Source organism: Lysinibacillus sp. NPDC093190 (genome assembly GCF_050280425.1).
Classification (GTDB): Bacteria; Bacillota; Bacilli; order Bacillales_A; family Planococcaceae; genus Lysinibacillus.
In genome coordinates, this window is record NZ_JBNNVG010000018.1 from 46,960 (window position 1) to 69,553 (window position 22,594).

23 protein-coding genes are annotated in these 22,594 nt (G+C 38.1%); 15 read left to right on the top strand and 8 right to left on the bottom strand.

Annotation, left to right across the window (positions count from 1 at the left end):
- Positions 1-9: 9 nt before the first annotated feature.
- A complete protein-coding gene (locus ACQKOF_RS14950) occupies positions 10-702 on the bottom strand; it encodes a DUF2225 domain-containing protein (RefSeq protein ID WP_427558458.1) in 693 nt (230 codons plus the stop codon).
- A 185-nt stretch (positions 703-887) separates the two neighbouring features.
- On the opposite strand from ACQKOF_RS14950, the gene ACQKOF_RS14955 reads away from it, so the two are divergent.
- A complete protein-coding gene (locus ACQKOF_RS14955; RefSeq protein ID WP_427558461.1) occupies positions 888-1,259 on the top strand; it encodes a HesB/IscA family protein in 372 nt (123 codons plus the stop codon).
- Positions 1,260-1,984: 725 nt separating this feature from the next.
- Entirely contained in the window at positions 1,985-2,065 is an 81-nt protein-coding gene (locus ACQKOF_RS14960) for a hypothetical protein (protein WP_427558599.1), read from the top strand.
- A 242-nt stretch (positions 2,066-2,307) separates the two neighbouring features.
- Here the strand turns inward: ACQKOF_RS14960 and ACQKOF_RS14965 are convergent, their stop codons facing one another.
- Positions 2,308-2,799 carry a CarD family transcriptional regulator gene (locus ACQKOF_RS14965; RefSeq protein ID WP_053484201.1) on the bottom strand — a complete coding sequence of 164 codons (492 nt, stop codon included), beginning with the start codon at positions 2,797-2,799 and terminating at the stop codon, positions 2,308-2,310.
- Between the two features lie 144 nt (positions 2,800-2,943).
- On the opposite strand from ACQKOF_RS14965, the gene ACQKOF_RS14970 reads away from it, so the two are divergent.
- The gene (locus ACQKOF_RS14970; RefSeq protein ID WP_427558464.1) at positions 2,944-3,387 is read left to right on the top strand and encodes a MarR family winged helix-turn-helix transcriptional regulator; all 444 of its coding nucleotides are present in this window, start codon (positions 2,944-2,946) and stop codon (positions 3,385-3,387) included.
- Between the two features lie 110 nt (positions 3,388-3,497).
- On the opposite strand, the gene ACQKOF_RS14975 is transcribed toward ACQKOF_RS14970, so the two are convergent.
- Positions 3,498-4,055 (bottom strand): hypothetical protein, encoded by a 558-nt coding sequence (locus ACQKOF_RS14975; protein ID WP_427558467.1) that lies wholly within the window; start codon positions 4,053-4,055, stop codon positions 3,498-3,500.
- Between the two features lie 176 nt (positions 4,056-4,231).
- On the opposite strand from ACQKOF_RS14975, the gene ACQKOF_RS14980 reads away from it, so the two are divergent.
- The 5 genes from ACQKOF_RS14980 (at position 4,232) to ACQKOF_RS15000 (ending at position 10,104) form a co-directional block, all read left to right on the top strand.
- Complete coding sequence (locus ACQKOF_RS14980) at positions 4,232-4,729, top strand: NUDIX hydrolase (protein ID WP_427558469.1); 498 nt, start codon at positions 4,232-4,234, stop codon at positions 4,727-4,729.
- A gap of 23 nt (positions 4,730-4,752) precedes the next feature.
- Positions 4,753-6,504 carry a LytS/YhcK type 5TM receptor domain-containing protein gene (locus tag ACQKOF_RS14985; RefSeq protein ID WP_427558471.1) on the top strand — a complete coding sequence of 584 codons (1,752 nt, stop codon included), beginning with the start codon at positions 4,753-4,755 and terminating at the stop codon, positions 6,502-6,504.
- A gap of 4 nt (positions 6,505-6,508) precedes the next feature.
- The gene (locus ACQKOF_RS14990) at positions 6,509-7,255 is read left to right on the top strand and encodes a LytR/AlgR family response regulator transcription factor (protein ID WP_427558474.1); all 747 of its coding nucleotides are present in this window, start codon (positions 6,509-6,511) and stop codon (positions 7,253-7,255) included.
- 118 nt (positions 7,256-7,373) lie between these two features.
- Entirely contained in the window at positions 7,374-9,167 is a 1,794-nt protein-coding gene (gene cstA / locus ACQKOF_RS14995; protein WP_427558477.1) for a carbon starvation protein CstA, read from the top strand.
- Positions 9,168-9,774: 607 nt separating this feature from the next.
- On the top strand, positions 9,775-10,104 hold the full coding sequence (locus tag ACQKOF_RS15000) for a YuiB family protein (protein WP_427558480.1): 330 nt from the start codon (positions 9,775-9,777) through the stop codon (positions 10,102-10,104).
- Positions 10,105-10,241: 137 nt separating this feature from the next.
- Here ACQKOF_RS15000 and ACQKOF_RS15005 read toward each other — a convergent pair whose 3' ends face one another.
- Positions 10,242-10,724, bottom strand: coding sequence for a divergent PAP2 family protein (locus ACQKOF_RS15005; RefSeq protein ID WP_427558483.1), 483 nt, complete (start codon positions 10,722-10,724; stop codon positions 10,242-10,244).
- 113 nt (positions 10,725-10,837) lie between these two features.
- Between ACQKOF_RS15005 and ACQKOF_RS15010 the strand changes: the two genes are divergently transcribed.
- The 7 genes from ACQKOF_RS15010 to cysI all read left to right on the top strand — a co-directional run bounded on the left by ACQKOF_RS15010 (position 10,838) and on the right by cysI (position 18,460).
- Positions 10,838-12,346, top strand: a complete 1,509-nt coding sequence (locus ACQKOF_RS15010) for a leucyl aminopeptidase (protein WP_427558485.1) — start codon at positions 10,838-10,840, stop codon at positions 12,344-12,346.
- 68 nt (positions 12,347-12,414) lie between these two features.
- The gene (locus ACQKOF_RS15015) at positions 12,415-12,621 is read left to right on the top strand and encodes a hypothetical protein (RefSeq protein WP_427558487.1); all 207 of its coding nucleotides are present in this window, start codon (positions 12,415-12,417) and stop codon (positions 12,619-12,621) included.
- Between the two features lie 268 nt (positions 12,622-12,889).
- Positions 12,890-13,666, top strand: a complete 777-nt coding sequence (cobA, locus tag ACQKOF_RS15020) for a uroporphyrinogen-III C-methyltransferase (protein WP_427558490.1) — start codon at positions 12,890-12,892, stop codon at positions 13,664-13,666.
- 12 nt (positions 13,667-13,678) lie between these two features.
- Positions 13,679-14,419, top strand: a complete 741-nt coding sequence (locus tag ACQKOF_RS15025; protein WP_427558493.1) for a sirohydrochlorin chelatase — start codon at positions 13,679-13,681, stop codon at positions 14,417-14,419.
- Positions 14,419-14,568 (top strand): YezD family protein, encoded by a 150-nt coding sequence (locus tag ACQKOF_RS15030; RefSeq protein ID WP_370042262.1) that lies wholly within the window; start codon positions 14,419-14,421, stop codon positions 14,566-14,568. Before ACQKOF_RS15025 ends, ACQKOF_RS15030 begins: the two co-directional genes overlap by 1 nt.
- 74 nt (positions 14,569-14,642) lie before the next feature.
- Complete coding sequence (locus tag ACQKOF_RS15035) at positions 14,643-16,430, top strand: assimilatory sulfite reductase (NADPH) flavoprotein subunit (RefSeq protein ID WP_427558495.1); 1,788 nt, start codon at positions 14,643-14,645, stop codon at positions 16,428-16,430.
- Positions 16,431-16,738: 308 nt separating this feature from the next.
- A complete protein-coding gene (gene cysI / locus ACQKOF_RS15040) occupies positions 16,739-18,460 on the top strand; it encodes an assimilatory sulfite reductase (NADPH) hemoprotein subunit (RefSeq protein ID WP_427558498.1) in 1,722 nt (573 codons plus the stop codon).
- Positions 18,461-18,501: 41 nt separating this feature from the next.
- Here cysI and ACQKOF_RS15045 read toward each other — a convergent pair whose 3' ends face one another.
- Genes ACQKOF_RS15045 through ACQKOF_RS15060 form a run of 4 tightly spaced genes read right to left on the bottom strand, consistent with a single transcriptional unit; the run spans position 18,502 to position 22,371 of the window.
- The gene (locus ACQKOF_RS15045) at positions 18,502-19,572 is read right to left on the bottom strand and encodes a sulfate/molybdate ABC transporter ATP-binding protein (protein WP_427558501.1); all 1,071 of its coding nucleotides are present in this window, start codon (positions 19,570-19,572) and stop codon (positions 18,502-18,504) included.
- Positions 19,573-19,588: 16 nt separating this feature from the next.
- Positions 19,589-20,467 carry a sulfate ABC transporter permease subunit CysW gene (gene cysW, locus ACQKOF_RS15050; RefSeq protein WP_427558504.1) on the bottom strand — a complete coding sequence of 293 codons (879 nt, stop codon included), beginning with the start codon at positions 20,465-20,467 and terminating at the stop codon, positions 19,589-19,591.
- Positions 20,468-20,476: 9 nt separating this feature from the next.
- Positions 20,477-21,310, bottom strand: coding sequence for a sulfate ABC transporter permease subunit CysT (gene cysT, locus ACQKOF_RS15055; protein WP_427558507.1), 834 nt, complete (start codon positions 21,308-21,310; stop codon positions 20,477-20,479).
- Positions 21,311-21,321: 11 nt separating this feature from the next.
- A complete protein-coding gene (locus tag ACQKOF_RS15060; protein WP_427558509.1) occupies positions 21,322-22,371 on the bottom strand; it encodes a sulfate ABC transporter substrate-binding protein in 1,050 nt (349 codons plus the stop codon).
- Positions 22,372-22,594 lie beyond the last annotated feature (223 nt).

A 22,594-nucleotide genomic window follows, 5' to 3' on the forward strand; every position in this document is an offset into this window, starting at 1 on the left:
CTTTTTTTCTTAAACATGGCGAGCGTGTTCTTTTTCTTCTCGAATAATAGCCCATTGTTCCTTAGCCATATCAATGATCTTCGCTTCTCCACCAATACTTTGCTTTTCAATGACCTTTGAAAAGAAGCGTGTAGCATTTTCTAAATCACCGATACGTCGTGATAGTTCAGCAATCATATACATAATTCGAATATCTGACATTTGCGTTGAGCTGTAATCCTCATTTGAATAAGAATCCATATAGTAATCTCGGGCCATTGTCATAAAACGTTGCTCTTGGCCTTCGTTTTTTAATGAACGATATAACCATGCAAGACGTAATGTAAGCCCAGCTATAGCGACAAATTTTTCTTTTTTGATCGTACCGCAAAGGAACGCTAATTTATAAGCTTGTATCGCTTGGAATACAGTACGTTCTCCTTTAAAATCATGGTGTACCCATTTTTCTGTAATTTGCGTGCGAATTTCATCTTGCGTGCCAGGGGCAAAATATTTTGAAAAGTCTTCTGTAAATGAAAATCCACAATGCTCACAAACAAATACATTATAATAAAGTGCATTTACACCGTCTGCATAGATAGGATGAAAGTCTGTTTCTGTATGATCTACTTTTATGAATTTAGAGCGTACTTTTAATGTTGGAAATTCTTTTTTGCAATTAAGACATTGAATTTTTTTTTCGTAATAAGGTGAAATCTCCATATTTTATACCTCTTTCATCAACATATTATAACTATTATACCAATTTGAATTTTATAAACATGGATAAAAAATACTAAAAATGTGAAAAATATTAGAATTTTTACTAAAAACCCTTTTGAAGCTGAATGTTTGTCATACAATAGTCAAAATTGATATGATAATAAGTAAGAAGGAAGGTGATTGGGATGACAAGTAAGCAAATAATTGAAATTACTGAAGCGGCTGTCTTTCATATTAATGGAATGATGGAGCACAATGAAGAGCAAGGTTCGTTCTTACGTGTAGTTGTTAATGGTGGCGGATGCAGTGGCCTATCATACGGTATGCATTTTGATAAAGAGAAAAAAGAAGATGATTTTGAAGATGTACAGCATGGTTTAACAATTCTTGTTTCCCGTGAAGATGCGCCGATTTTAATGGGGACAAAAATTGACTATAAGCAATCACTAATGGGTGGTGGCTTCACAATCGACAATCCAAATGCGATCGCATCATGCGGCTGTGGGACGTCTTTCAAAACGGCCAAACGTGAAGGTACGCCTGAGATTTGTGATTAATGACTTTCATCAAGAAAATTGATAAGGGATTGTAAATAACAGTAGAAAATGGTGTGTACACAATCCTTGAAATGAGTGAACACAGCCCCAAATACATCAATTTAAGGTTATAGATACCAAGCCTTTTTGATTTGTATGTTGCGAAAACATAACGAATTGAGGAGGCTTTTTTGTATGGTTTTGAAAAAGAAGAAACGTAAGGCAATTGGTAAAATGGCAATGGGGAAGGAATATCCAAAGATTAAGAAAGACAGGCTATAGGCTTTTATGCTGAGAAAGCAGGGAGCCGTTGTGAGAGCGAAAAAAGGACTTGCATGTGATTTTACGCACAAACCCCTAGCTAGATGTGTGATGGGAATTCTCTCGTTGTTGAATTAGGGGATAATAGCCCTTGTTATTTATTTAAATTTTCTTTGATTTCTTCTAATAATTTTGTTTGCATGTTTAATTGCTTAGTTGTAGTAATAGCAAACCAAATTATAAAAATAATTGGAACTATGTAAAATAACAATCCAAAAATCGAGATAAAGCTAAATATAATATCTCCTGAATTTAAACTATTCATAACTCAAATCCATAAAGAAATCATAACATAGTAGAGTTTGAGTTGGTAGGGAAATGGAAAATATGTAACGAGATAAATTGACCGTACCTCGAAGCGATATGAGCGTGTCTAATAACCGTAACAGGCAGTCATTAATCATGAAACAATTAAAGACACAGTTATTAGGGAAGTAAAAGAGGAAACTGGAATTGAAATCGAAATTATCAAGTTTTGCGGTGTTTCACAAGAAATAAAAAAATAGTGTTTGTAATATGTGGTGGTTAGGAATTCCTATTGGCGGTAAATTACAAACGAGCTGTGAAAGTTTAGAGGTCGGTTTTTGATGTTAAAGAGGCATTGTTATTAATAGAAAATGAAGATTTTAAACATGAATTATTACATTGCTTAAACTATGGAGCAGAATCTTTTTATATTTCTTTTTAAATTATGAGATAAGCCACGATTTCTTTAATCGTGGCTTATTAATGTACAATCAATTCACAATTAGTGAAGTTGTGTTAATACATAATCATAAATTTCATCGGAAGATTTATTAAGAGCTATGGAAAACTCTGAAAAGATAGTATCTTGTAAAGATTGCAGTAATTTTTCTTCTTGGTTAGGGAATTTTTTTTCAATCGCACTATATTCGAGCTTTTTTCGTAACAATGTGTTTAAAAGATTTGCTTGTTTTTGGCGATTACCGGATTTAATTATTTCTAGATGAAATCTCAATCGATGGGTGCTTTGTTCAATCCATTCCACGCCAGGTGATGTGAATGAATGTAAAATATTGAGTGCTTCTTCTTTTTTAATAATGTTTCTAAGCTGTTTTTTTGAATTGTCAATAGGGGTACGAATGACTAATTGTGGTTCATTTAGTGGTTGTAAAACGTAATATGTTTTTGTAATGTCGTTAAAGGTTTGTTCACAAATATCTTCAATAGAACAAAGTCCATGTGATGAATAAATGACTACATCGCCAACATTGTACATGTATATTCCCTCCAACAAACTATATTGTCAACTTAGTTGACTAAATTTATTGTAAGCAATTAAAAGGTTTTTGTCAACTTAGTTGACGATTGCTGCTGTTTTTTGTATATTAATAACGAAAAATAGGAAATGAAGGTGAACTAGTTGAAGGACGAATTGCAGAATCGAGATGTCATTGATTTGTTGAGCGAACGTCACGAACTACTTCGAAGACTTGCTGAAGAGAAGTGGAATAAGCATAACGATATTTATATATCAAATTCGGAATGGTATATTTTAGGTATAATTTATAAAAAACAACTTACGATTTCAGATGTAGCTAAAAATGTTAAATTTTCAAGACAAGCAACTCATAAAATAATAAAGAGTTTGGAAGTTAAAGGGTTGGTGACAGTTACGAGCGTCGAACATAGTAAAAAACATAAAGCTATTCGTATGACTGAATTTGGTGAAGATTGCTTTGAAAAAAATCAATATTGTAAAGCAGAAATAGAAAAACAACTGGTCAATACAATTGGAGAAGATCAGGTCATCCGATTAAAAAATATATTAAAGCTTAATTGGGATATGGAGCAGCTGGAAGCGTAAGTAGTCGCTGTTTAGGTATGGAAAATGTTTGGAACACAGCTTATAACATGAAAAGGTAGGGTACTGTCTTAAGCCACTTTCGTTCTACTAGAAAGTGGCTTTTTTAATCGTTACTTTACCTTTTCACGTTCTATAAATATAGCGCTATTTTCGTTTGCTAAATTGTAAATAGCACTTTTTTCCTCTGGACCAAAACCAAATTGTCCGTTTTCTTCAATGACAAACTTTTCGTTATTTTTCGTTTGGAAATAATAAGTGCCTACTGTACCTGTTTCATACTCATAAATGACTTCCTTAATATCCTGCCATTCATATGTAGTTTTATGGAGATATTCTTTGAAAACAATTTGTGTATTCTGTATAGCGATATAACTTAAAAGAGAAAAATAGCCTAAAACCAGACCGCTCACGATTGTTATAATCGTAATCAAATAGGTGTATTTATTTCTTTTGAAACCAAGTATGATCAACGTTAAAATAATTAGTGTAATTGCTAGGAAAAGCATAGTGAAGTTGCTTATTGGAGTGATCAGCACGATATTATCTCTACTAAAATAAAATGTTTGGGAAATCGTAAACGGCAACATGAAAACAATGATGGGTGATAGTAAAAGCAACGCTATCGCAAAAATAAAAAGCTTCCCATTAGGTGATAATTCGTTTAACATAAAACTTCCCCCCTTTTAATAGAGTGAATATTCTGTATTTTAATCAGTGTAACATATTTACAAAATTGGAGTACATGCATATCTTATGTTTGAGAGTGAGAAGTAACCGAAAAATTCTGAATTAATACTTCTATATACGGAAAAGCCGTTATAATAGTGATATAGAGGTGAAGATGATGAAAAAAGATAGAGGAAAAGTTTGGTTAGGTGTTGCAGGGGTAACTGTAAATGAGTTAGGACAATGGCTAGTTGTCAAAAAGGCATATAGCGGATTAAAGGGAAGATGGTCATTGCCAGCTGGTTTTGTCAATGCTGGTGAAACAGTAGATGAAGCTGTTGTTCGCGAATTAAAGGAAGAAACGGGTATTGATTGCTACGTATCAGGTTTAATTGGTTTTCGAACGGGTGTGATTCGTGGTGACATTAGTGATAATATGGCGATATTTTATTGTCGGATGAAAGATGAGCAGCAGAAGATTTGCATTCAGGAGAATGAATTATTAGAAGCGCAGTGGATGTATCCTAAAGAGCTCGCACAGGATCAAATGACATCAGTGATGTTAAAGGAAATGGCATCTAACCAATTTGAAAAGCACCAATTAGAGGGGATTGAAGGGATTAATCCAGGAGATGTCTTTGGTTATTCCTCATATAAATTGTTCTTTAAAAAATAAAATGACAGAGGAGGGGACCTCTGATGGAGCTATTTTTGTTTATGTTAGAGCGAGTAGGGCTAATCATTGTGTTTGCCTTTTTAATGTCAAGATGGCGCCTCTTTCGGGGAGTGCTCTTTCAGGATCAAGGGGTTAAGGAAAAAGTTTGGCTTATTATTATTTTTAGTGCTTTAAGTATAGTTAGCAGCTATACAGGGATAAAAATTGAAAGTGGGTCTATTCATCCTTTAAATCAAATGATACATAGCACTATAAATGCAGAGGAGGCCATTGCGAATACGAGGCTAATTGGCGTAGCAATTGCCGGAATTTTCGGTGGGCCACTTGTAGGTGTTTGCGTAGGGATTATTGCAGGGATTCATCGTATTACCCTTGGCGGTTTTACAGCAGTTGCCTGTGGTGTTTCAACAATACTAGCAGGATTCATTACAGGTGGTTTAAGTAAGCAATTAAAAATACGTCAAACCTTCTCCTATAAAAAGGCTGTTATCATCGGAATTTGTGCAGAGACTTTACAAATGATTGTTATTTTATTAGTAGCAAAGCCATTTGAGCAAGCTTTGCAATTAGTTTCATTAATTGCGCTACCGATGATTTTTATGAATGCCTTTGGGATTTTAATATTTTTCATTATTATTAAAACTTTTATTGATGAGGAAGAGCGCACAAAAGCATTACAAACACACCAAGCCTTTTCTATTGCTCAACAAACAATAGACCATTTTCGTAAAGGGTTAAGTGAAGAATCCTGCCGAACAGTTGCGGAGATTATTAAAAGAGAGATTAAGGTTGATGCAGTCGCGATTACTGATACAAATGGAATCTTAGCACATGTAGGAGTAGGCGAGGATCATCATGTCATTCATCAAGAAATAATGACGGCTTTAACGAGACGGGTATTAGTAGAAGGACGCATTATTACAGCGACGTCCGCAAAAGAAATCAGTTGTCCACATGAAGATTGTCCGTTAAGTGCTGCGATTGTCTTACCTTTAAAAGTACAGCATAAAACGGTTGGTACCTTAAAGCTATATTTTATCAATGTTTCTTCGTTAACAGGGGCTAAAAAGGAACTTGCTGAGGGCCTCAGTCGACTATTTTCTTCGCAGCTTGAATATGCTGAAATTGAGCAGCAAAGAAAGCTATTAAAGGATGCCGAAATTAAAGCGCTACAAGCACAGGTACATCCTCATTTCTTTTTTAATAGTCTCAATACTATTTCAAGTTTGATCCGAACGGATGCTGATGGGGCTAGAGCATTATTGATAAAGCTTAGTACATTTTTCAGGAGTAATTTGCAGGGGGCTCGTCAAATGCTGATTCCGTTAAAAAATGAAATTGACCATGTGGAGGCTTATTTGTCGATTGAACAAACAAGGTTTCCGAATCGCTATGATGTGCAATTTCACTTGGATGAATCACTTTTTGACGTACAAATTCCCCCATTTACCTTACAGCCACTTGTTGAAAATGCCATTTATCATGCCTTTAAAAATCGTAAGGAAGGCAAAATTGACGTCAAGGTGCAACGAATCAATAATAAGCTATTGCTGTCAACAGAGGATAATGGCTGTGGGATGAGAAAAGAGCAGGTTAAGCAGCTTGGCAAAACGATCATGCAATCCGAGCAAGGAACGGGGACAGCTTTATGGAATATTTATCAGCGTATTCATGAAATTTATGGAACTGAGGCAGATTTTCACATTTCAAGTACATTGGATGTTGGCACGAAAATTATGATCCAGCTACCGTTAAAAGCCACAAGATGGGAGTAGAGAAATGTTAAATGTCTATATTGTAGATGATGAACCGTTAGCAAGGGATGAATTGCGATATTTATTGGAGCAAACAAAGTTAGTTCAGATCATCGGTGAATCGGAGGATTTGGAGGAAATACTGCTGGATCCACAGTTTGAGCAGATCGATTGTGTGTTTTTAGATATTCAGCTAGGCGTAAATAATGGCCTCGAATTGGCAAAACAGCTACAACAAAGCATACTTAAATCTGAAATTATTTTTGCTACTGCTTATGATGAGTATGCACTACAGGCATTCGAAGTGAACGCTTTTGATTATATTTTGAAACCGTTTGAGCAAGAGCGTGTGCAACGTGCAGTTGAGAAACTAGTGGCCAAAAGAAGAGCAACACAGACTAAAACGATGGAAAAATTAAAGCATTTACAATTGGACAAGCTTGATAAATTAACAGTTTATGTGAATGATCGAATTTTACTTATAAAAATACAGGAAATTTTATATTGTACATCTGAAGATAGTAAGACGATTGTTGTCACTGAGAAAGGGAGATATTTTGCTTCAGAGTCGTTAGCCGTTTTGGAGAAAAAGCTCACTTTAAAAGGTTTTGTGCGTGTCCATCGGGCATTTATCGTCAATTTAGAACATATTGTAGAGCTGGAGCCTTGGAGTAGCTCTAAATACAATTTGATTTTGCATAATAGACATTCGATACCTGTCAGCAGGCTTTATATGAAAGATGTGCGCAAGATCTTTCAGCTATCAAAATAACTGCATTTCAACAGTAGAAAACACCCTTTCAACTTGAAATTCTGACATTTTGGTGAATTTTACGAATAATCGTTTAATTCATTTGCTATGATGTGGAAAACGTAAAAGGAGTGATAACATGAATGCTATTACAATTGTAATAGGTTCCATTTGTGTACTGATGATTAGCTATCGTTTGTATGGCATATTTTTCACAAAGAAGGTACTTAAGATAAAAGATGATACGCCCACCCCAGCACACGCTATGGAGGATGGTAAAGACTATGTTCCGACGAATAAATGGGTAACATTTGGGCATCATTTTGCAGCGATTGCAGCAGCTGGACCGTTAGTCGGACCTATTTTAGCTGCACAATTTGGGTATTTGCCAGGGCTCCTTTGGTTGTTAATTGGTGCAGTAATCGGTGGTGCTGTACATGATGCAGTTGTGTTATTCGCTTCTATGCGTCATGGTGGGAAGTCGTTATCAGAGGTAATGAAGAAGGAATTAGGTCCTGTTGCAGGATTCTGTACAGGCCTTGCAATGCTTTTCATTATTACAATTACAATGGCCGGGCTATCGATGGTTGTCCTTGGTGCGTTGGAACGAAATCCATGGGGAACTTTTGCGGTAGGGATCACTGTTCCGATAGCGATGCTTGTTGGTATTGCCTATCGTAAAACTGGGAATTTACTTGTTACATCGACAGTTGGCTTTATTTTGTTGATGATCGGTGTGTTTATTGGACCGATGATTCAAGGGACAGCATTTGGTGATTTTTTAACGTTTGACCGTAACACTTTAGCTATTATTCTACCTATCTATGCATTCTTTGCGGCAGCTTTACCTGTTTGGCTCTTATTAGCGCCGCGTGATTATTTAAGTAGTTTCATGAAAATTGGCGTATTTATTGCGTTAATCATCGGGGTCTTTTTCGTTAACCCAATCATTCAATTCCCACCAATTACAGAATTTATTCATGGTGGTGGCCCAGTGATTGCTGGTCCAGTATGGCCATTCGTGTCCATCACAATTGCCTGTGGGGCTATATCTGGCTTCCATGCTTTTGTAGGATCTGGGACAACTCCGAAAATGATTGATCGTTGGGAAGATATTCGCGTAGTTGGTTTTGGTGCCATGCTCGTAGAATCTTTAGTAGGGGTAATGGCTTTAATTGCAGCAACGGCCCTTCATCCTGCAGATTATTTTGCGATTAATTCAGCCCCAGCAGTCTTTGCTACATTAGGAATGGAGCCGGTTCATTTACATGCATTAGCCGAAAGTATTGGGATGGATTTAGAAGGGCGTACAGGTGGAGCTGTAACGCTAGCAGTTGGAATGACTGATATTTTCACGGGGATTCCTTGGTTTGCTGAACTGTCTTCTTATTTCTATCAATTCGTTATCATGTTTGAAGCGGTCTTTATTTTAACGGCTATTGATGCTGGGACACGTGTAGCGCGCTATTTAATTCAAGATTTTGGTGGCAATGTATACAAGCCGTTGAAGCGTACAAATTGGCTTCCAGGTACAATCTTTGCAAGTGCACTTGCATGCTTGATGTGGGGCTATTTATTGTATTCAGGAGATATCAGTTCGATTTGGGTATTATTTGGCGTTTCGAATCAGTTAATGGCGACAATCGGTTTAGTATGTGGTGTAACAATAGTATTAAGAGTTGCAGATAAGCGAATCTACGCCTTAACATGCTTTATCCCATTAGCATATTTATATGTCACAGTAAATGCAGCAGGCTTTTGGATGATTAAAAATGTTTATTGGAATACAGCGGCTGCTGGCTACAATGTGTTAAATGGTGTATTGTCTGTCATTATGTTAGTTTTAGGCTTAATAATCGTCATAACGGCCTTTAAAAAATGGGCAGAGCTTTGGAAGTCACCAAAGTTTTTATTATCACAAACAGCTTCATAATGAAAAGCGAGAAACTATTGAAAATTGGTCGATACTAGTTTTCAATAGTTTTTTATTTCCTAAATATTACACAAAGGTGTTATCACAGAACGTGATGTTTTTAGCCTTCGTTCCTTTAACATGCATGCCTCACTTTCCCGTGGCAGACGATTCCACTACATAAAACAATTACTTCTGTCGCTACATTTCATTTACGCCTTGTCGCAAAATACGTTTCGCAGGATCCGTTCACTCCATGGGATATTCTTTGTTCCTTTATATAAATTTCTCTAATAAAAAGGCTTATCACCAAAAGTTTGAGGTGACTAACGTTTGCTATGTATATAAGTTGATTTCCGTTCCGACTGGGCGACTCCTTGGGGATTTGCGTCACAGATGAGACCCTGGAGCGAGCAGCGCGAGTGAAGCGGCTCATCGGACGCCCCCAGGAAAGCACCCAGTCGGAACGGAAATCAACCACACGCTATGGTGATAAGCTTCCGTCTGTAATGGAATATACTTAATGTTTGTCCTAAATATGACGAACAAGCGAAATCAAGGATATGCTCATTGAAAGCGTTGTAGTAATCATGTAAACTAATGAGAGGAAAACGGAGGTTATACATACATGGATGGTCCAGTTTCATTAGTACAGTTAATCATTTCAATTGTGTTATTTTTCGTCATGTTCTTTGGTATCGGATTTTTATTGAATATGCTTCTGCGAATGACATGGTTAATGGCGATAGTGTATCCAATTGTTGTTATCTTTATTGTCGATGATGTAAGCTTTTTTGATTATATTTTCAAGCCAGGTTCCGCATTCCCAGCACTTTTAGATAAGTTACAAGCGCTGCAATTTGTAGATATTGCAATCTTATCGGGTGGCTTTGCCGGTTCAATTGTTGCGGGAATTGTCATGATTTATTTACGTAAAAGTGGATATCGAATGTTTTAACTTCTTTCAGCGGATGTCCAAACATCTGCTGATTTTTTTATGCATGTTTCCGATAAATTTTGAAAAGTTTCCGATAAATCACAAAAGTGTTCCGATAAATAAAAAACACAGCCTCAACATGAGGATGTGTCTATATTTCACAAAATAAATTGGTATGTGATGATGGCGATAAAAATTCCAGTAAATGCCCCAAAAAATACCTCGCTCCGTTTATGGCCTAGCAACGTTTTTAGCTCTTCCATTTTTTCTTGCCCATCCATTTGTGGCCATTTTTTTAAATCATGAAGTAATGTTTGAAAGTCCTTACGCAGTTGATTTAATACGGCTGCATGTTGACCTGCCTGATAGCGTACTCCACTCGCATCATACATGACGATAAATGAAAACATAGCGGCTACGGCAAAAATTGGGGAATCTAATCCTGTTTCATAGGCAATAGAGGTTGTTAGTCCTGTTACGGAAGCGGAGTGTGAACTCGGCATACCCCCGGTGGAAGTAAATAATCCCCAGTTAATCTTTTTTGTCATTAAAAAATGAATAGGGATTTTTACAAATTGTGCAAAAAGAACTGCAAAAAGGGCAACGAGTAAAGGGGTATTTTGAAGTAAACTCATAATCATCACAACCTTCACTTATAATTGCTTTTATTATAACATTCATTATTTTCTAAAAGCCAAATATTACGCGTTTTCTGAAACTTAGGTATAATAGAAAATTGAATGGAGGAATTTACATGCATATTGTAAAAGAAGCAAAAACATTTGAAATGATTTCTACTGAAGTGTTAGTAGTGGGAGTCACTAAACATCGTGAGCAAATGCAGGATTGGGCAAGCTTTTCATCATTTTACGGAGAATCCCTTGATGCGTGGATTGGTACAGGGGATGTATCTACTGAGCTAAAAAATATGACGAAATTGCCATTCTTGAAGGAACACGCAAGTCTTAAACGCATTTTATTTGTTGGTTTAGATGAACGTAAAAATTTAACAGAAGGCGATGTTCGTGCAGTATTTGGATTGCTTGGCAAGGAACTAAGAGCGTTAAAGGTTAAAGAATATTCAATTTGGCTTGAATCGTTTACGACAGAGTCGATTACAGTAACAGATGTTGCATTTTTAGCTGGTGAAGGAACAAGTCTTGGTTATTATTCAATTCCTCATTACAAAACAACATCAAATGAAGTAGATAAACGTATTGACGCTGTTCACCTTGTGACTACTGCTAATGATTTAGATGAAGTGGTGGCAAGCTTTGAGGTTGGCGCTATTTATGCAAATGCAGTAAATGAAGCGCGTAGCTTAATTAATTTACCACCAAACTTACTAACATCAACAGACTTAGCCAATTACGCAGAGTCCCTTGCTGTAGAGTACGATTTTGAAGTGGAAATTTTAGATAAAGCACAATTAGAGGAGCTTGGTATGGGTGGTATTTTATGTGTCAATCAAGGCTCCCATGAAGAACCTCGTTTAATCACATTAAAATATAAAGCGACTGAAGATTTTGATGATCCAATTGGCCTTGTCGGCAAAGGGGTTACGTATGATACAGGTGGTTATTCCTTAAAGCCAAAAGATGCAATGGTAGGCATGAAGGGTGATATGGGCGGTGCGGCAGCAGTGCTAGGTGCCATGAAAATTATCGGTGAAATACGTCCTAATAAAAATGTAGTAGCAGTTATTGGTTCTACCGATAATATGGTATCTGGCACAGCATTTAAGCCGGATGATGTTATTACGACATATAGTGGTAAGTCGGTAGAAGTTTTAAATACCGATGCAGAAGGACGTTTAGTATTAGCAGACGCTACTACATATGCTAAACAACAAGGAGCTACTTCCCTAATCGATGTTGCAACGTTAACAGGTGGAGTGATTACAGCACTTGGTATGGATAAAACAGGTGCACTTTCTAATGACGATGAATTCTTTGCTGCTTTTATGGAAGCTGCACAGGAGACTGATGAATTTGTGTGGCGCATGCCGTTAACAGAAAATGATAAAAAACGAATTCGTAAATCAGACGTCGCCGATTTAAATAACTCTCCTGGTCGTGATGGACATATGATCTTTGGTGGAGGCTTCGTTGGGGAGTTCGTTGGTGACACACCATGGATTCACCTAGATATAGCAGGAACGTCAGATGCGATTGCTGTTCATGACTTAGGCCCAAAAGGTGGCACAGGTGTAATGGTACGTACACTAGCAAATTTTGTGCAACGTTTAGGAGAAGAAAAATAGAGTAGGCAATAGACATGTGATAAATGCATCCTCCTACATAAGATAGAATAAAAAAAGGGAGGAAGCTTATGACATTCTTCGGAGGTTTTCCAGGAGGCTTTGGGCCAGTCGGTGGGCCGTTTTTCCGACCATTTCCGCCGTTTTTCGGACCGCCGTTTTTCGGACCACCATTTTTCGGACCACCATTTTTCGGACCGCCGTTTTTCGGACCACCGTTCTTCAGACCACCGTTTTTCAGACCGGGTCCACCATTTAGAGGTCCTCGTAGATTTTAATTCAAACAAGATAGATCTCAAAAAAACCAGATGTCAGCAAGTGACACCTGGTTTTTCTTTAATAGGTTAAAGTAAATAAAAATCATTATCTAGGCACAAAATAAACTGTTGACAGAATATACTATATTGTATATTATTCTTATTATATTACTAAGAATTAAATGCGTAGCTGACTAGCAAACTAGAGGCTCAAATTATTCACAGACATTGCTCTGCCTATGAATGATTTGAGTCTTTTTTTCTATCTGACAAGAGGGAGTGAAATCAAGTGGGAAAAGTTTTTATAGTGGGTGCTGGTCCTGGCGATGTGGATCTTATCACGGTAAAAGGATTGCGGTGTATCGAATGTGCAGATGTCATCCTGTATGACAGACTTATCAATAAGAATCTACTATCCTATGCTAAAAGAGAGGCTAAGCTCATCTTTTGCGGTAAGCTACCTCAGCAGCACGCCATGATTCAAGAGCAAATTAATCAATCACTTGTCAGCTATGCGCAGCAAGGATTGATTGTGACGAGATTAAAGGGAGGCGACCCATTCGTGTTTGGAAGGGGGGCTGAGGAAGCGGAGGTGCTAGCTCAGCATAATATTCCATTTGAAATTGTGCCTGGCATTACTTCAGGGATAGCAGCGCCTGCTTATGCAGGAATTCCTGTTACACATCGTGACTTAAGCTCAAGTTTTGCTATGGTCACTGGGCATATGAGAGAGGGCAAGGATGATACCATTCGATGGGAAAGTCTAGCAAAAGGGATTGATACGATTGCTATTTATATGGGGGTTGGTAACCTTCCCTATATCCGTCAGCAACTGCTTAAGTATGGGCGTGATAAAGAAACACCAATAGCGCTCATCCATTGGGGTACATTTTCTCAACAAAAAACAGTTACAGGTACTTTAGCTAATATTGAAGAACTAGTGCAGCGAGAAAATATTCAAAATCCAAGCATAATTGTAGTAGGAAAAGTTGTGACTTTGAGGGAAACAATTCAATGGTTCGAGCAAAACATTCCACAGCCACAGTTAACAGAAATTTCTGTGTAAGGATGTGGATTCATGCAAGCCATTTTATATATCGCTCATGGAAGTAGAGTAAAGGCAGGAGTAGAGCAAGCCGTAACCTTTCTAAAGAGCGTACAACAGGAGATTGAAATACCGATTCAAGAAATTAGTTTTTTAGAACTCGCGACGCCAACAATTGCTGAAGGTATAGCAAGCTGTATTAACCAAGGGGCTACAGCTATAGCCATCGTGCCTATTTTATTGCTAGCTGCTCAGCATGCAAAGCATGATATTCCAAGTGAGATTGATCAAGCAAAAAAACAGCACCCACAAGTGCGATTTACATACGGTGAACCACTTGGTGTCCATGAACTATTAATAGATACACTACAGACTAGAATTTTAGAGGCAAGGATAACTTTTAGAAATGCAAGTGTTTTACTTATAGGTCGTGGAAGTAGTGATCCTGAAGTAAAGAGTGATTTAGCCAAAATTGCGGCAAGATTACGTGATAAATATGCTTATGAAGCTGTAGACACATGTTTTTTATATGGAATGGGTCCTACGTTTGAAGAGTGGCTACAGCAAGAGAAGAATAGGACCAATCAAGTATTTATAGTGCCGTATTTGTTGTTTACAGGGATTTTGCGTCAACGTATAACAAGGCGATTACAAGATTATGAGAATAAGAACGTTATGTTATGTGAAAGTTTAGGCTATGACGACAATGTAAGGAAAGTTTTAGTGGAACGTATTTATCAATTATTAAGATTTACTAAGGAAGGTGTTTTGTAATGATAGATAAAAGGACTGAAAATGTAAATCTAGCATTAGATAATGTTCGCCAAATTTTAAATACTGTGAACCACGGATCAATTACATTGATTGTGCAAAATTCCTATGTGGTCCAAATTGAAAAGAAGGAAAAAATACGACTTCGATAACGTTTTTCAGCAATTGTTTTAGTCAGACAAATTAGCAAGAGTAGAAAATGATACGAATACGTGAGGTGGCATGATTGAAACTGCAAGTAGTAAATAGTCCATTTAATGAGGAGCAGGTAAAGCTGTTAAATGAGCTGCTTCCTAAACTAACAGGAGAACAGAGGGTGTGGTTAAACGGCTATTTAAGTGCACCACTAGCAACTATTAATTCTGTTGTCGAAGAAGCAACGCCGATAGTAAAAACAAGCACTAAGACAGTGACGATTTTATATGGTTCACAAACAGGTAATAGCCAGGGATTAGCTGAAAAATATGCCTCAGCCTTGAAAGACAACGATATGGACGTAACGATTTCGTCGTTAGCAACGTTTAAACCAAATAATTTAAAAAAGGTAACAAATCTTTTACTCATTGTTAGTACACACGGGGAAGGGGATCCACCTGATCAAGCGATACAGTTCTACGGATTTTTGCATAGCAAGCGTGCTCCTAAGTTAGAGCATCTTCATTATTCGGTTCTAGCCTTAGGAGATAGCTCCTATGAATTTTTCTGTAAAACTGGAAAGGATTTTGATGAGCAATTTGCAAAATTAGGAGCAAGTCAAATCGTTTCTCGCACAGATTGTGATGTTGATTATGATGACACTGCAGCACAATGGTTCTCTGTTGTTCAGCAGGAGTTGTTGCAACAGACCGATATAGCTGCTACATCGACTACACAAAATCAGATAGCACAAGGAGACACTACATATTCTCGTAAAAATCCGTTTTATGCAGAAGTACTTGAAAACATTAATTTAAACGGCCACGGATCAAACAAAGAAACACGCCATATTGAATTATCCATTGAAGGTGCAAGTTTCCATTTCGAACCAGGAGATAGTATCGGTATTCAACCAGATAATGATGAAAAGCTAGTAGATGCTTTAATCACAGCGTTACAGTTTGATCCACAAACTGATGTAAACGTCTTCGAAGAAACGCTACCATTAAAGGATGCATTACAAAAAAAGCTAGAAATTACAGTACTGTCTAAGCCATTGTTACAAAAAATTGGTGCCTATACGGTCCATCAGGAATTGACAAAGCTATTTGAAGACTCTAATTCCTGGAAGGACTATGCAAAAGGAAGAGATTTACTTGACGTTGTGCAAGACTTTGCACCATTTATATGGGATGCGCAGCAATTTGTAGATTTACTACGTAAAATTCCAGCACGTCTATATTCCATTGCTAGTAGTCAAAAGGCAAATAGTGAAGAAGTACATTTAACAATTGGGAAAGTAAGCTATGAGACGAATGGACGACAACGTCTTGGTGTTTGCTCCGGAAGTTTAGCAGAGCGTATTCAAATTGGAGATACATTACCGATATATGTTCATAAAAATCCGAACTTTAGATTGTCAGAGCATGAGGATATACCAATTATTATGATTGGTGCTGGTACAGGTGTCGCACCATATCGTGCATTTTTGGAGGAGCGTGAGGAATTAGGCGTTATAGGGAAAACGTGGCTAATTTTTGGTGATCAACATTTTGTCACAGACTTTCTTTATCAAACGGATTGGCAGCGGTGGCTCGCTTCAGGCACGCTAAGTCAAATGCATGTCGCCTTCTCACGTGATACAGATAGAAAAATATATGTTCAACATAAAATTGAGGAAAATGCTGCCGCCTTTTATGAATGGCTAGAGCAAGGAGCTGTCATTTACGTCTGTGGCGATAAAAAATCGATGGCTGCTGATGTTGATGCAACAATACTTCGCGTTATTGAACAACAGGGACAAAAAACGCCAGAGGAAGCGAAAGCCTTTGTCCAAGAGCTAAAACAGCAGAAACGCTATCAACGTGACGTCTATTAACTTCTTTCAGCAAATGTCTTATGTAGCGAAAGCAAAGCGTCAGGTACAGAAGTCTCCTACCTCTATAGGTGAAGGGATGAATGCAGTTTTAAGTCACTTTTCAGAGGGTGTCCAAACATCGGCTGAAAGAAGTTAAAAGCCTCTGGCGGATGTCACGGAATCGGAAAGGAATTCACATAGGATGTTAGCCTAAAATCATCGCATCCATGCGATAACGGCTAACTGACCTGCATCCTGCAGGCCTAAGCACAAAGCCGATTCCGGACGCAATTATGCCGAGGCATAATTGAATAAAGGAGCGATAACAAATGACAGGAAAAATTATTCTACCTCCACAACCAGGGAAGCCTAGTGATGTAGAACGTATTAAAACCGACAGTAATTATCTACGCGGAACATTAGAGCGTACGATGAATAATCCATTAAGCTCAGGTATTCCAGAGGATGATAATCGTCTAATGAAGTTCCATGGTAGTTATTTACAAGACGACCGCGATCTTCGTAATGAACGCCAGCGTCAAAAGCTTGAGCCTGCCTATCAATTTATGGTGCGCGTACGTACACCGGGCGGAGCAGCTACTCCAGCACAATGGCTAGTAATGGATGACATGGCGAGAAAGTATGGTAACGGCTCCTTAAAATTAACGACACGGCAGGCATTCCAAGTGCATGGCATTTTAAAATGGAATGTTAAAAAATATATGCAGGAAATTAATGAGGTGTTATTAGATTCTCTTGCAGCCTGCGGAGATGTCAATCGTAATGTCATGTGTAATGTGAATCCAAACCAATCCGCATTACATGAGGAAATCTATAATTGGTCTGCCAAATTAAGTGAGCACTTACTACCTAGAACACGAGCTTACCATGAACTATGGCTAGATGGTGAAAAGGTAGTTGATAGTCAGGATGAAGAAGTTGAACCTATATACGGTGCGCAATATTTACCTCGTAAATTTAAAATTGGTATTGCGGTTCCGCCAAGTAATGATGTGGACGTATTCTCACAAGATATAGGTTTAATAGCAATTGTTGAGGAGGATAAGCTAGTAGGCTTTAACGTAGCCGTTGGTGGAGGAATGGGCATGACACATGGCGATCATGAAACATACCCACAGCTTGCTCGCATAATTGGCTTTATCACACCTGATAAACTACTGGAAACAGCGGAGAAAATTATTACGATTCAGCGCGATTATGGGAATCGTTCGGTTCGTAAAAATGCACGTTTTAAATATACAATCGATGCAAGAGGGCTTGAATGGTTTAACGAAGAACTAACTCGTCGTCTAGGTTGGAATATCCAAGAAGTTCGTCCATTTACTTTTAATCGCACGGGTGATGAGTTTGGCTGGATTAAAGGTGCAGAAGGTCAATGGCATTATACATTATTTATTCAAAATGGACGTATTAAGGACTTTGAAAATTATGAGCTTCTAACGGGATTACGTGAAATTGCGAAGGTGCATACGGGTGATTTCCGCTTAACGCCAAACCAAAATTTAATGATTAGTAATGTAACGCCGCAAAAGAAGAAAAAAATTGCTGCTATTATCGAGCAATATAACCTTACAGATGGAGCGCACTATTCTGCATTGCGCCGAAATTCGATTGCTTGTGTATCGTTACCAACATGTGGTTTAGCTATGGCAGAAGCCGAGCGTTACCTGCCTTCTCTTATTACAAAAATAGAAACAATTATTGATGAAGCGGGCTTAAATGATACAGAAATCGTTATTCGCATGTCAGGCTGTCCGAATGGTTGCTCGCGTGCAGCAATGGCTGAGATTGGCTTTATCGGTAAAGGTCCAGGGAAATATAATATGTATTTAGGAGCAAGCTTTACTGGTAATCGTCTCAATAAAATCTATCGTGAAAATATAGGTGAGGATGAGATATTAGCGGAACTTCGTCCAATCCTACTCCACTATGCGAAGGAACGTCTAGATGGCGAACATTTCGGTGATTTTGTTATTCGTGCCGGTTATGTAACAGCTGTTCACGACGGACGAAATTTTCATCATAAATAAAATAAAAGCCTTGTAGCAAATTTCTTTGCTACAGGGCCTTTTTATATGGAAAAATCCTCGGGGATAAAGACTTTTAATTGCTTTGGTTTGATAAATACATGTTCACCAACCTTAAGCTGAAGATTAGTAAATTGTTCTTTAGTTAGTTCTGCCTCTAAAAATTCATCCATATCTTCACGACGTAGCTCAACCTGCACGATAGGTCCAAGCAAGTGGACATGGCTTACTTTGACAGGGACAGTGCCAGATACATTTGTTCTCTCAATATGAATATCATGGGGACGTACATAGCCTACTGCTTGATCCTCTGTATGTACCTGTACGTCAGGTACATCAATCGCAATTTCACCCTGCAGGAGCTTACCATTATGTAACCGTCCTTTAAAGAGATTCACATTACCTAAAAAATCATAAACAAAAGGGCTCTTTGGATTTGTGTATACGTCGTCTGGGCTACCAATTTGCTCTATCTTGCCGTTGTTCATCACGACAATTCGGTCTGCAACATCAAGTGCCTCTTCCTGATCGTGTGTGACAAAAATGCTTGTAATATGAAAATCGTCGTGAAGCTTTCGTAACCAACGACGCAATTCCTTGCGCACTTTAGCATCCAGTGCTCCAAAAGGTTCATCTAATAAAAGCACCTTGGGCTCCACGGCGAGAGCTCTAGCAAGTGCAACTCGCTGACGTTGCCCTCCTGAAAGCTGTGTTGGGTAACGATCAGAAAAATTTTCTAGTTTGACGAGTCTTAGAAGCTCCATCACTTTGTTCTTTATTTCTAATTTAGATGGTCTTGTTTTACGAGGGCGTACTTTAAGACCGTAAGCGACATTATCAAAAACTGTCATATGGCGAAAAAGCGCATAATGCTGGAACACAAAGCCTACATTGCGCTCCTTTGGATGGCGATCTATCATCGATTGACCGTCAAATAAAATCTCGCCAACATCTGACGTTTCAAGCCCAGCAATAACGCGTAATAAAGAAGTCTTGCCAGAACCAGATGGGCCGAGAAGGGCAACCAGTTCCCCTGATTGAATATGAAGAGAAACATCTTCTAAAGCTTGAAAGGAACCAAATTTTTTAGAAACATTATTAATTTGAATGCTCATGTTGACAATACCTCCTTTAAACAGATGATTTGGATTTCCAAGCAACAATATCTTTAACGATAAGTGTAATAATGGCGATCACGCTCATCAGTGAAGCAACGGCGAAGGCTGCTGCAAATTGGTACTCATTGTATAAAATTTCAATATGAAGGGGCATTGTATTTGTCATCCCTCTAATATGCCCTGATACAACAGAAACGGCACCAAATTCACCAATTGCCCGAGCATTACATAGTACAAGGCCATACAATAAGCCCCATTTGATATTTGGCAATGTCACATGCCAAAATGTTTTAAAACCATTGGCACCAAGTGAAATGGACGCCTCCTCCTCGGAAGAACCTTGTGTCTGCATAAGAGGAATGAGCTCCCTTGCAACAAAGGGCAACGTGACAAAGACAGTAGCGAGGACAATACCAGGTAGCGCAAAAACAATTTTAATGTCATGTTCAAATAGCCAATCCCCAAATAGTCCCTGTGAGCCAAATAACAAAATAAATACTAAACCTGCAATAACAGGAGATACTGCAAAAGGAAGATCGACAATCGTAAGTAATAGATTTTTCCCTTTAAAGTGGAACTTTGTTAAAGCCCAAGCAGCCATAACTCCAAAGATTGCGTTTATTGGTACTGCAATCGCGACGACAGTTAAGGTTAACTTAATAGCCGCCAATGCATCTGGATGTGTGATAGCTGCTACATATACGTCTACTCCTTTTTGAAAGGCAGTGGCAAAAATTGATACTAGCGGAAGCACGATGAAAAATGCTAAAAAAGCTAGCGCAATAAATATAAGCGTATATCGGACAAAACGTGGCTCTTGTAAGGCAGCAGACTTTGTCACTGCATTATTTTTTTCAGAAACAACTTGCTGAATAAATGTAGACTGTTCCATAAATACCTCCTAATGTACAAAGCGACGATTTGCCAACCATTGTATTAAATTAATGCTAAATAATAGGATGAAGGACGTGACAAGCATGATCACTGCAATAGCAGTTGCACCAGCGTAGTCATATTGTTCGAGCTTTGTCATAATAATTAAAGGTGTAATTTCAGTCTTCATCGGCATATTCCCGGCGATAAAAACAACAGAACCATACTCTCCTAGTGCACGTGCAAATGCTAATGAAAAACCTGTTAAAATGGCAGGAGCAAGCTCTGGAAAAATCACTTTACGAAAGGTTTGTAGACGAGTTGCTCCAAGGCTTGCAGAGGCTTCCTCAACCTCAGCACTAATATTTTGTAAGACAGGCTGCACAGTACGAACGACAAATGGTAGCCCGATAAATGTAAGGGTAATGATAATGCCGAGTGGTGTAAAGGCAATTTTAAAATTGAAAAATTGACCAATCCAACCATTTGGAGCATAGAGTGACGTTAAGGCAATCCCTGCTACAGCAGTAGGTAAAGCAAATGGTAAATCGACAAGTCCATCGATGATTCGTTTAAAAGGAAAGCGGTAGCGTACAAGCACCCAAGCAATGGTTGTTCCAAAAATAACATTTAGTAAACCAGAAGTGAGTGCAGTACTGAAACTTACCTTATAGGAAGCGACAGCACGAGGAGCGGTCACAATATTAACAAACTCTGTCCAGCTTAGAGACATTGTATGAATAAAAATCATCGATAGCGGCAATAGAACTAGCAAGCTAACATATAACATGGTGTAGCCAAGAGAAAGGTGGAAACCTGGAATAATGCGGCGTGTCTTTTTATTAACAGTTAAACTTCTCATGCCATGCCTCCTTATTGAGGTACATAAATTTCATCGAATGTACCATCATCTTTAAAATGCTTCGCTTGTGCTTCTGCCCAACCACCGAAATCATCGATTGAAACGAGTTCAAGTTTTGGGAATTGCTCTTGATATTTTGCTAGAATTTTTTCATTTCGTGGTCTATAGAAATTTTTCGCAGCAATTTCTTGACCACTGTCACTATATAAATGCTTTAAATAAGCCTCTGCTACTTTGCGTGTATCTTTTTTATCAACAATTTTGTCAACAATTGCCACAGGTGGTTCAGCTAAAATACTTAAAGAGGGTGTAATGATATCAAATTCGTCACCCAATTCTTTGAGCGTTAAATAGGCTTCGTTTTCCCATGCAATTAAGACGTCACCAATTTTACGTTCAACAAATGTTGTTGTAGCACCGCGTGCACCAGAATCCAGTACCTCTACATTGCTATATAGAGCTTTCATAAATTCTTTTATTTTTGCCTCATCGTTTTTATATAATTTCCCTGCATAAGCCCAAGCGGCTAAATAATTCCAACGTGCACCACCAGATGTTTTAGGATTTGGTGTGATGACGGATACATCGTCTTTAATTAAATCATTCCAGTCTTTAATACCCTTTGGATTGCCCTTGCGTACTAAAAAGACAATCGTCGATGTATAAGGTGTAGAGTTGTTTTCAAATTCTGTTTGCCAATCCTTATTTAATAGGCCTCGAGCTTGTGCAATCTCATCAATATCGTAGGCTAGTGCTAGTGTCACAACATCTGCCTCTAGACCATCAATTACAGCTCGACCCTGTTTACCAGAGCCCCCATGTGATTGTTTTATAGTTAAATCCTGACCGGTTTCATCCTTCCATTTTTTTATAAAATCTTTGTTGAATTCATCGTAAAGTTCACGTGTTGGATCATAGGATACGTTTAATAGTTCCACAGATTTTTTGGTATCCTGAGCACCTGTATCTTTTTCAGAAGAACTGCTACCACAACCTGTTAATGTCAGTGTTAATGCAGATATAAGTGCTAACGATTGGAAAAGATGTTTCCTTTTTTTCATAAAATATCGCTCCTTTTTTTGTCTAGAGAATACAAAAGGCCACCTACCAGTACGATTTATAATCGTCATAAGTAGATGGCCTTCAGATCCTCTGATCAGCATTTTATCTTCATTCAGCAAACATTTTTTTATTAAAGCGCAACGGTAATTGCAGCAGAATCCCACCTGTTCCTTTTCAAAGGGTGTTCAAACACCTGCTGAATGAAGATATAGCCTCCGGACG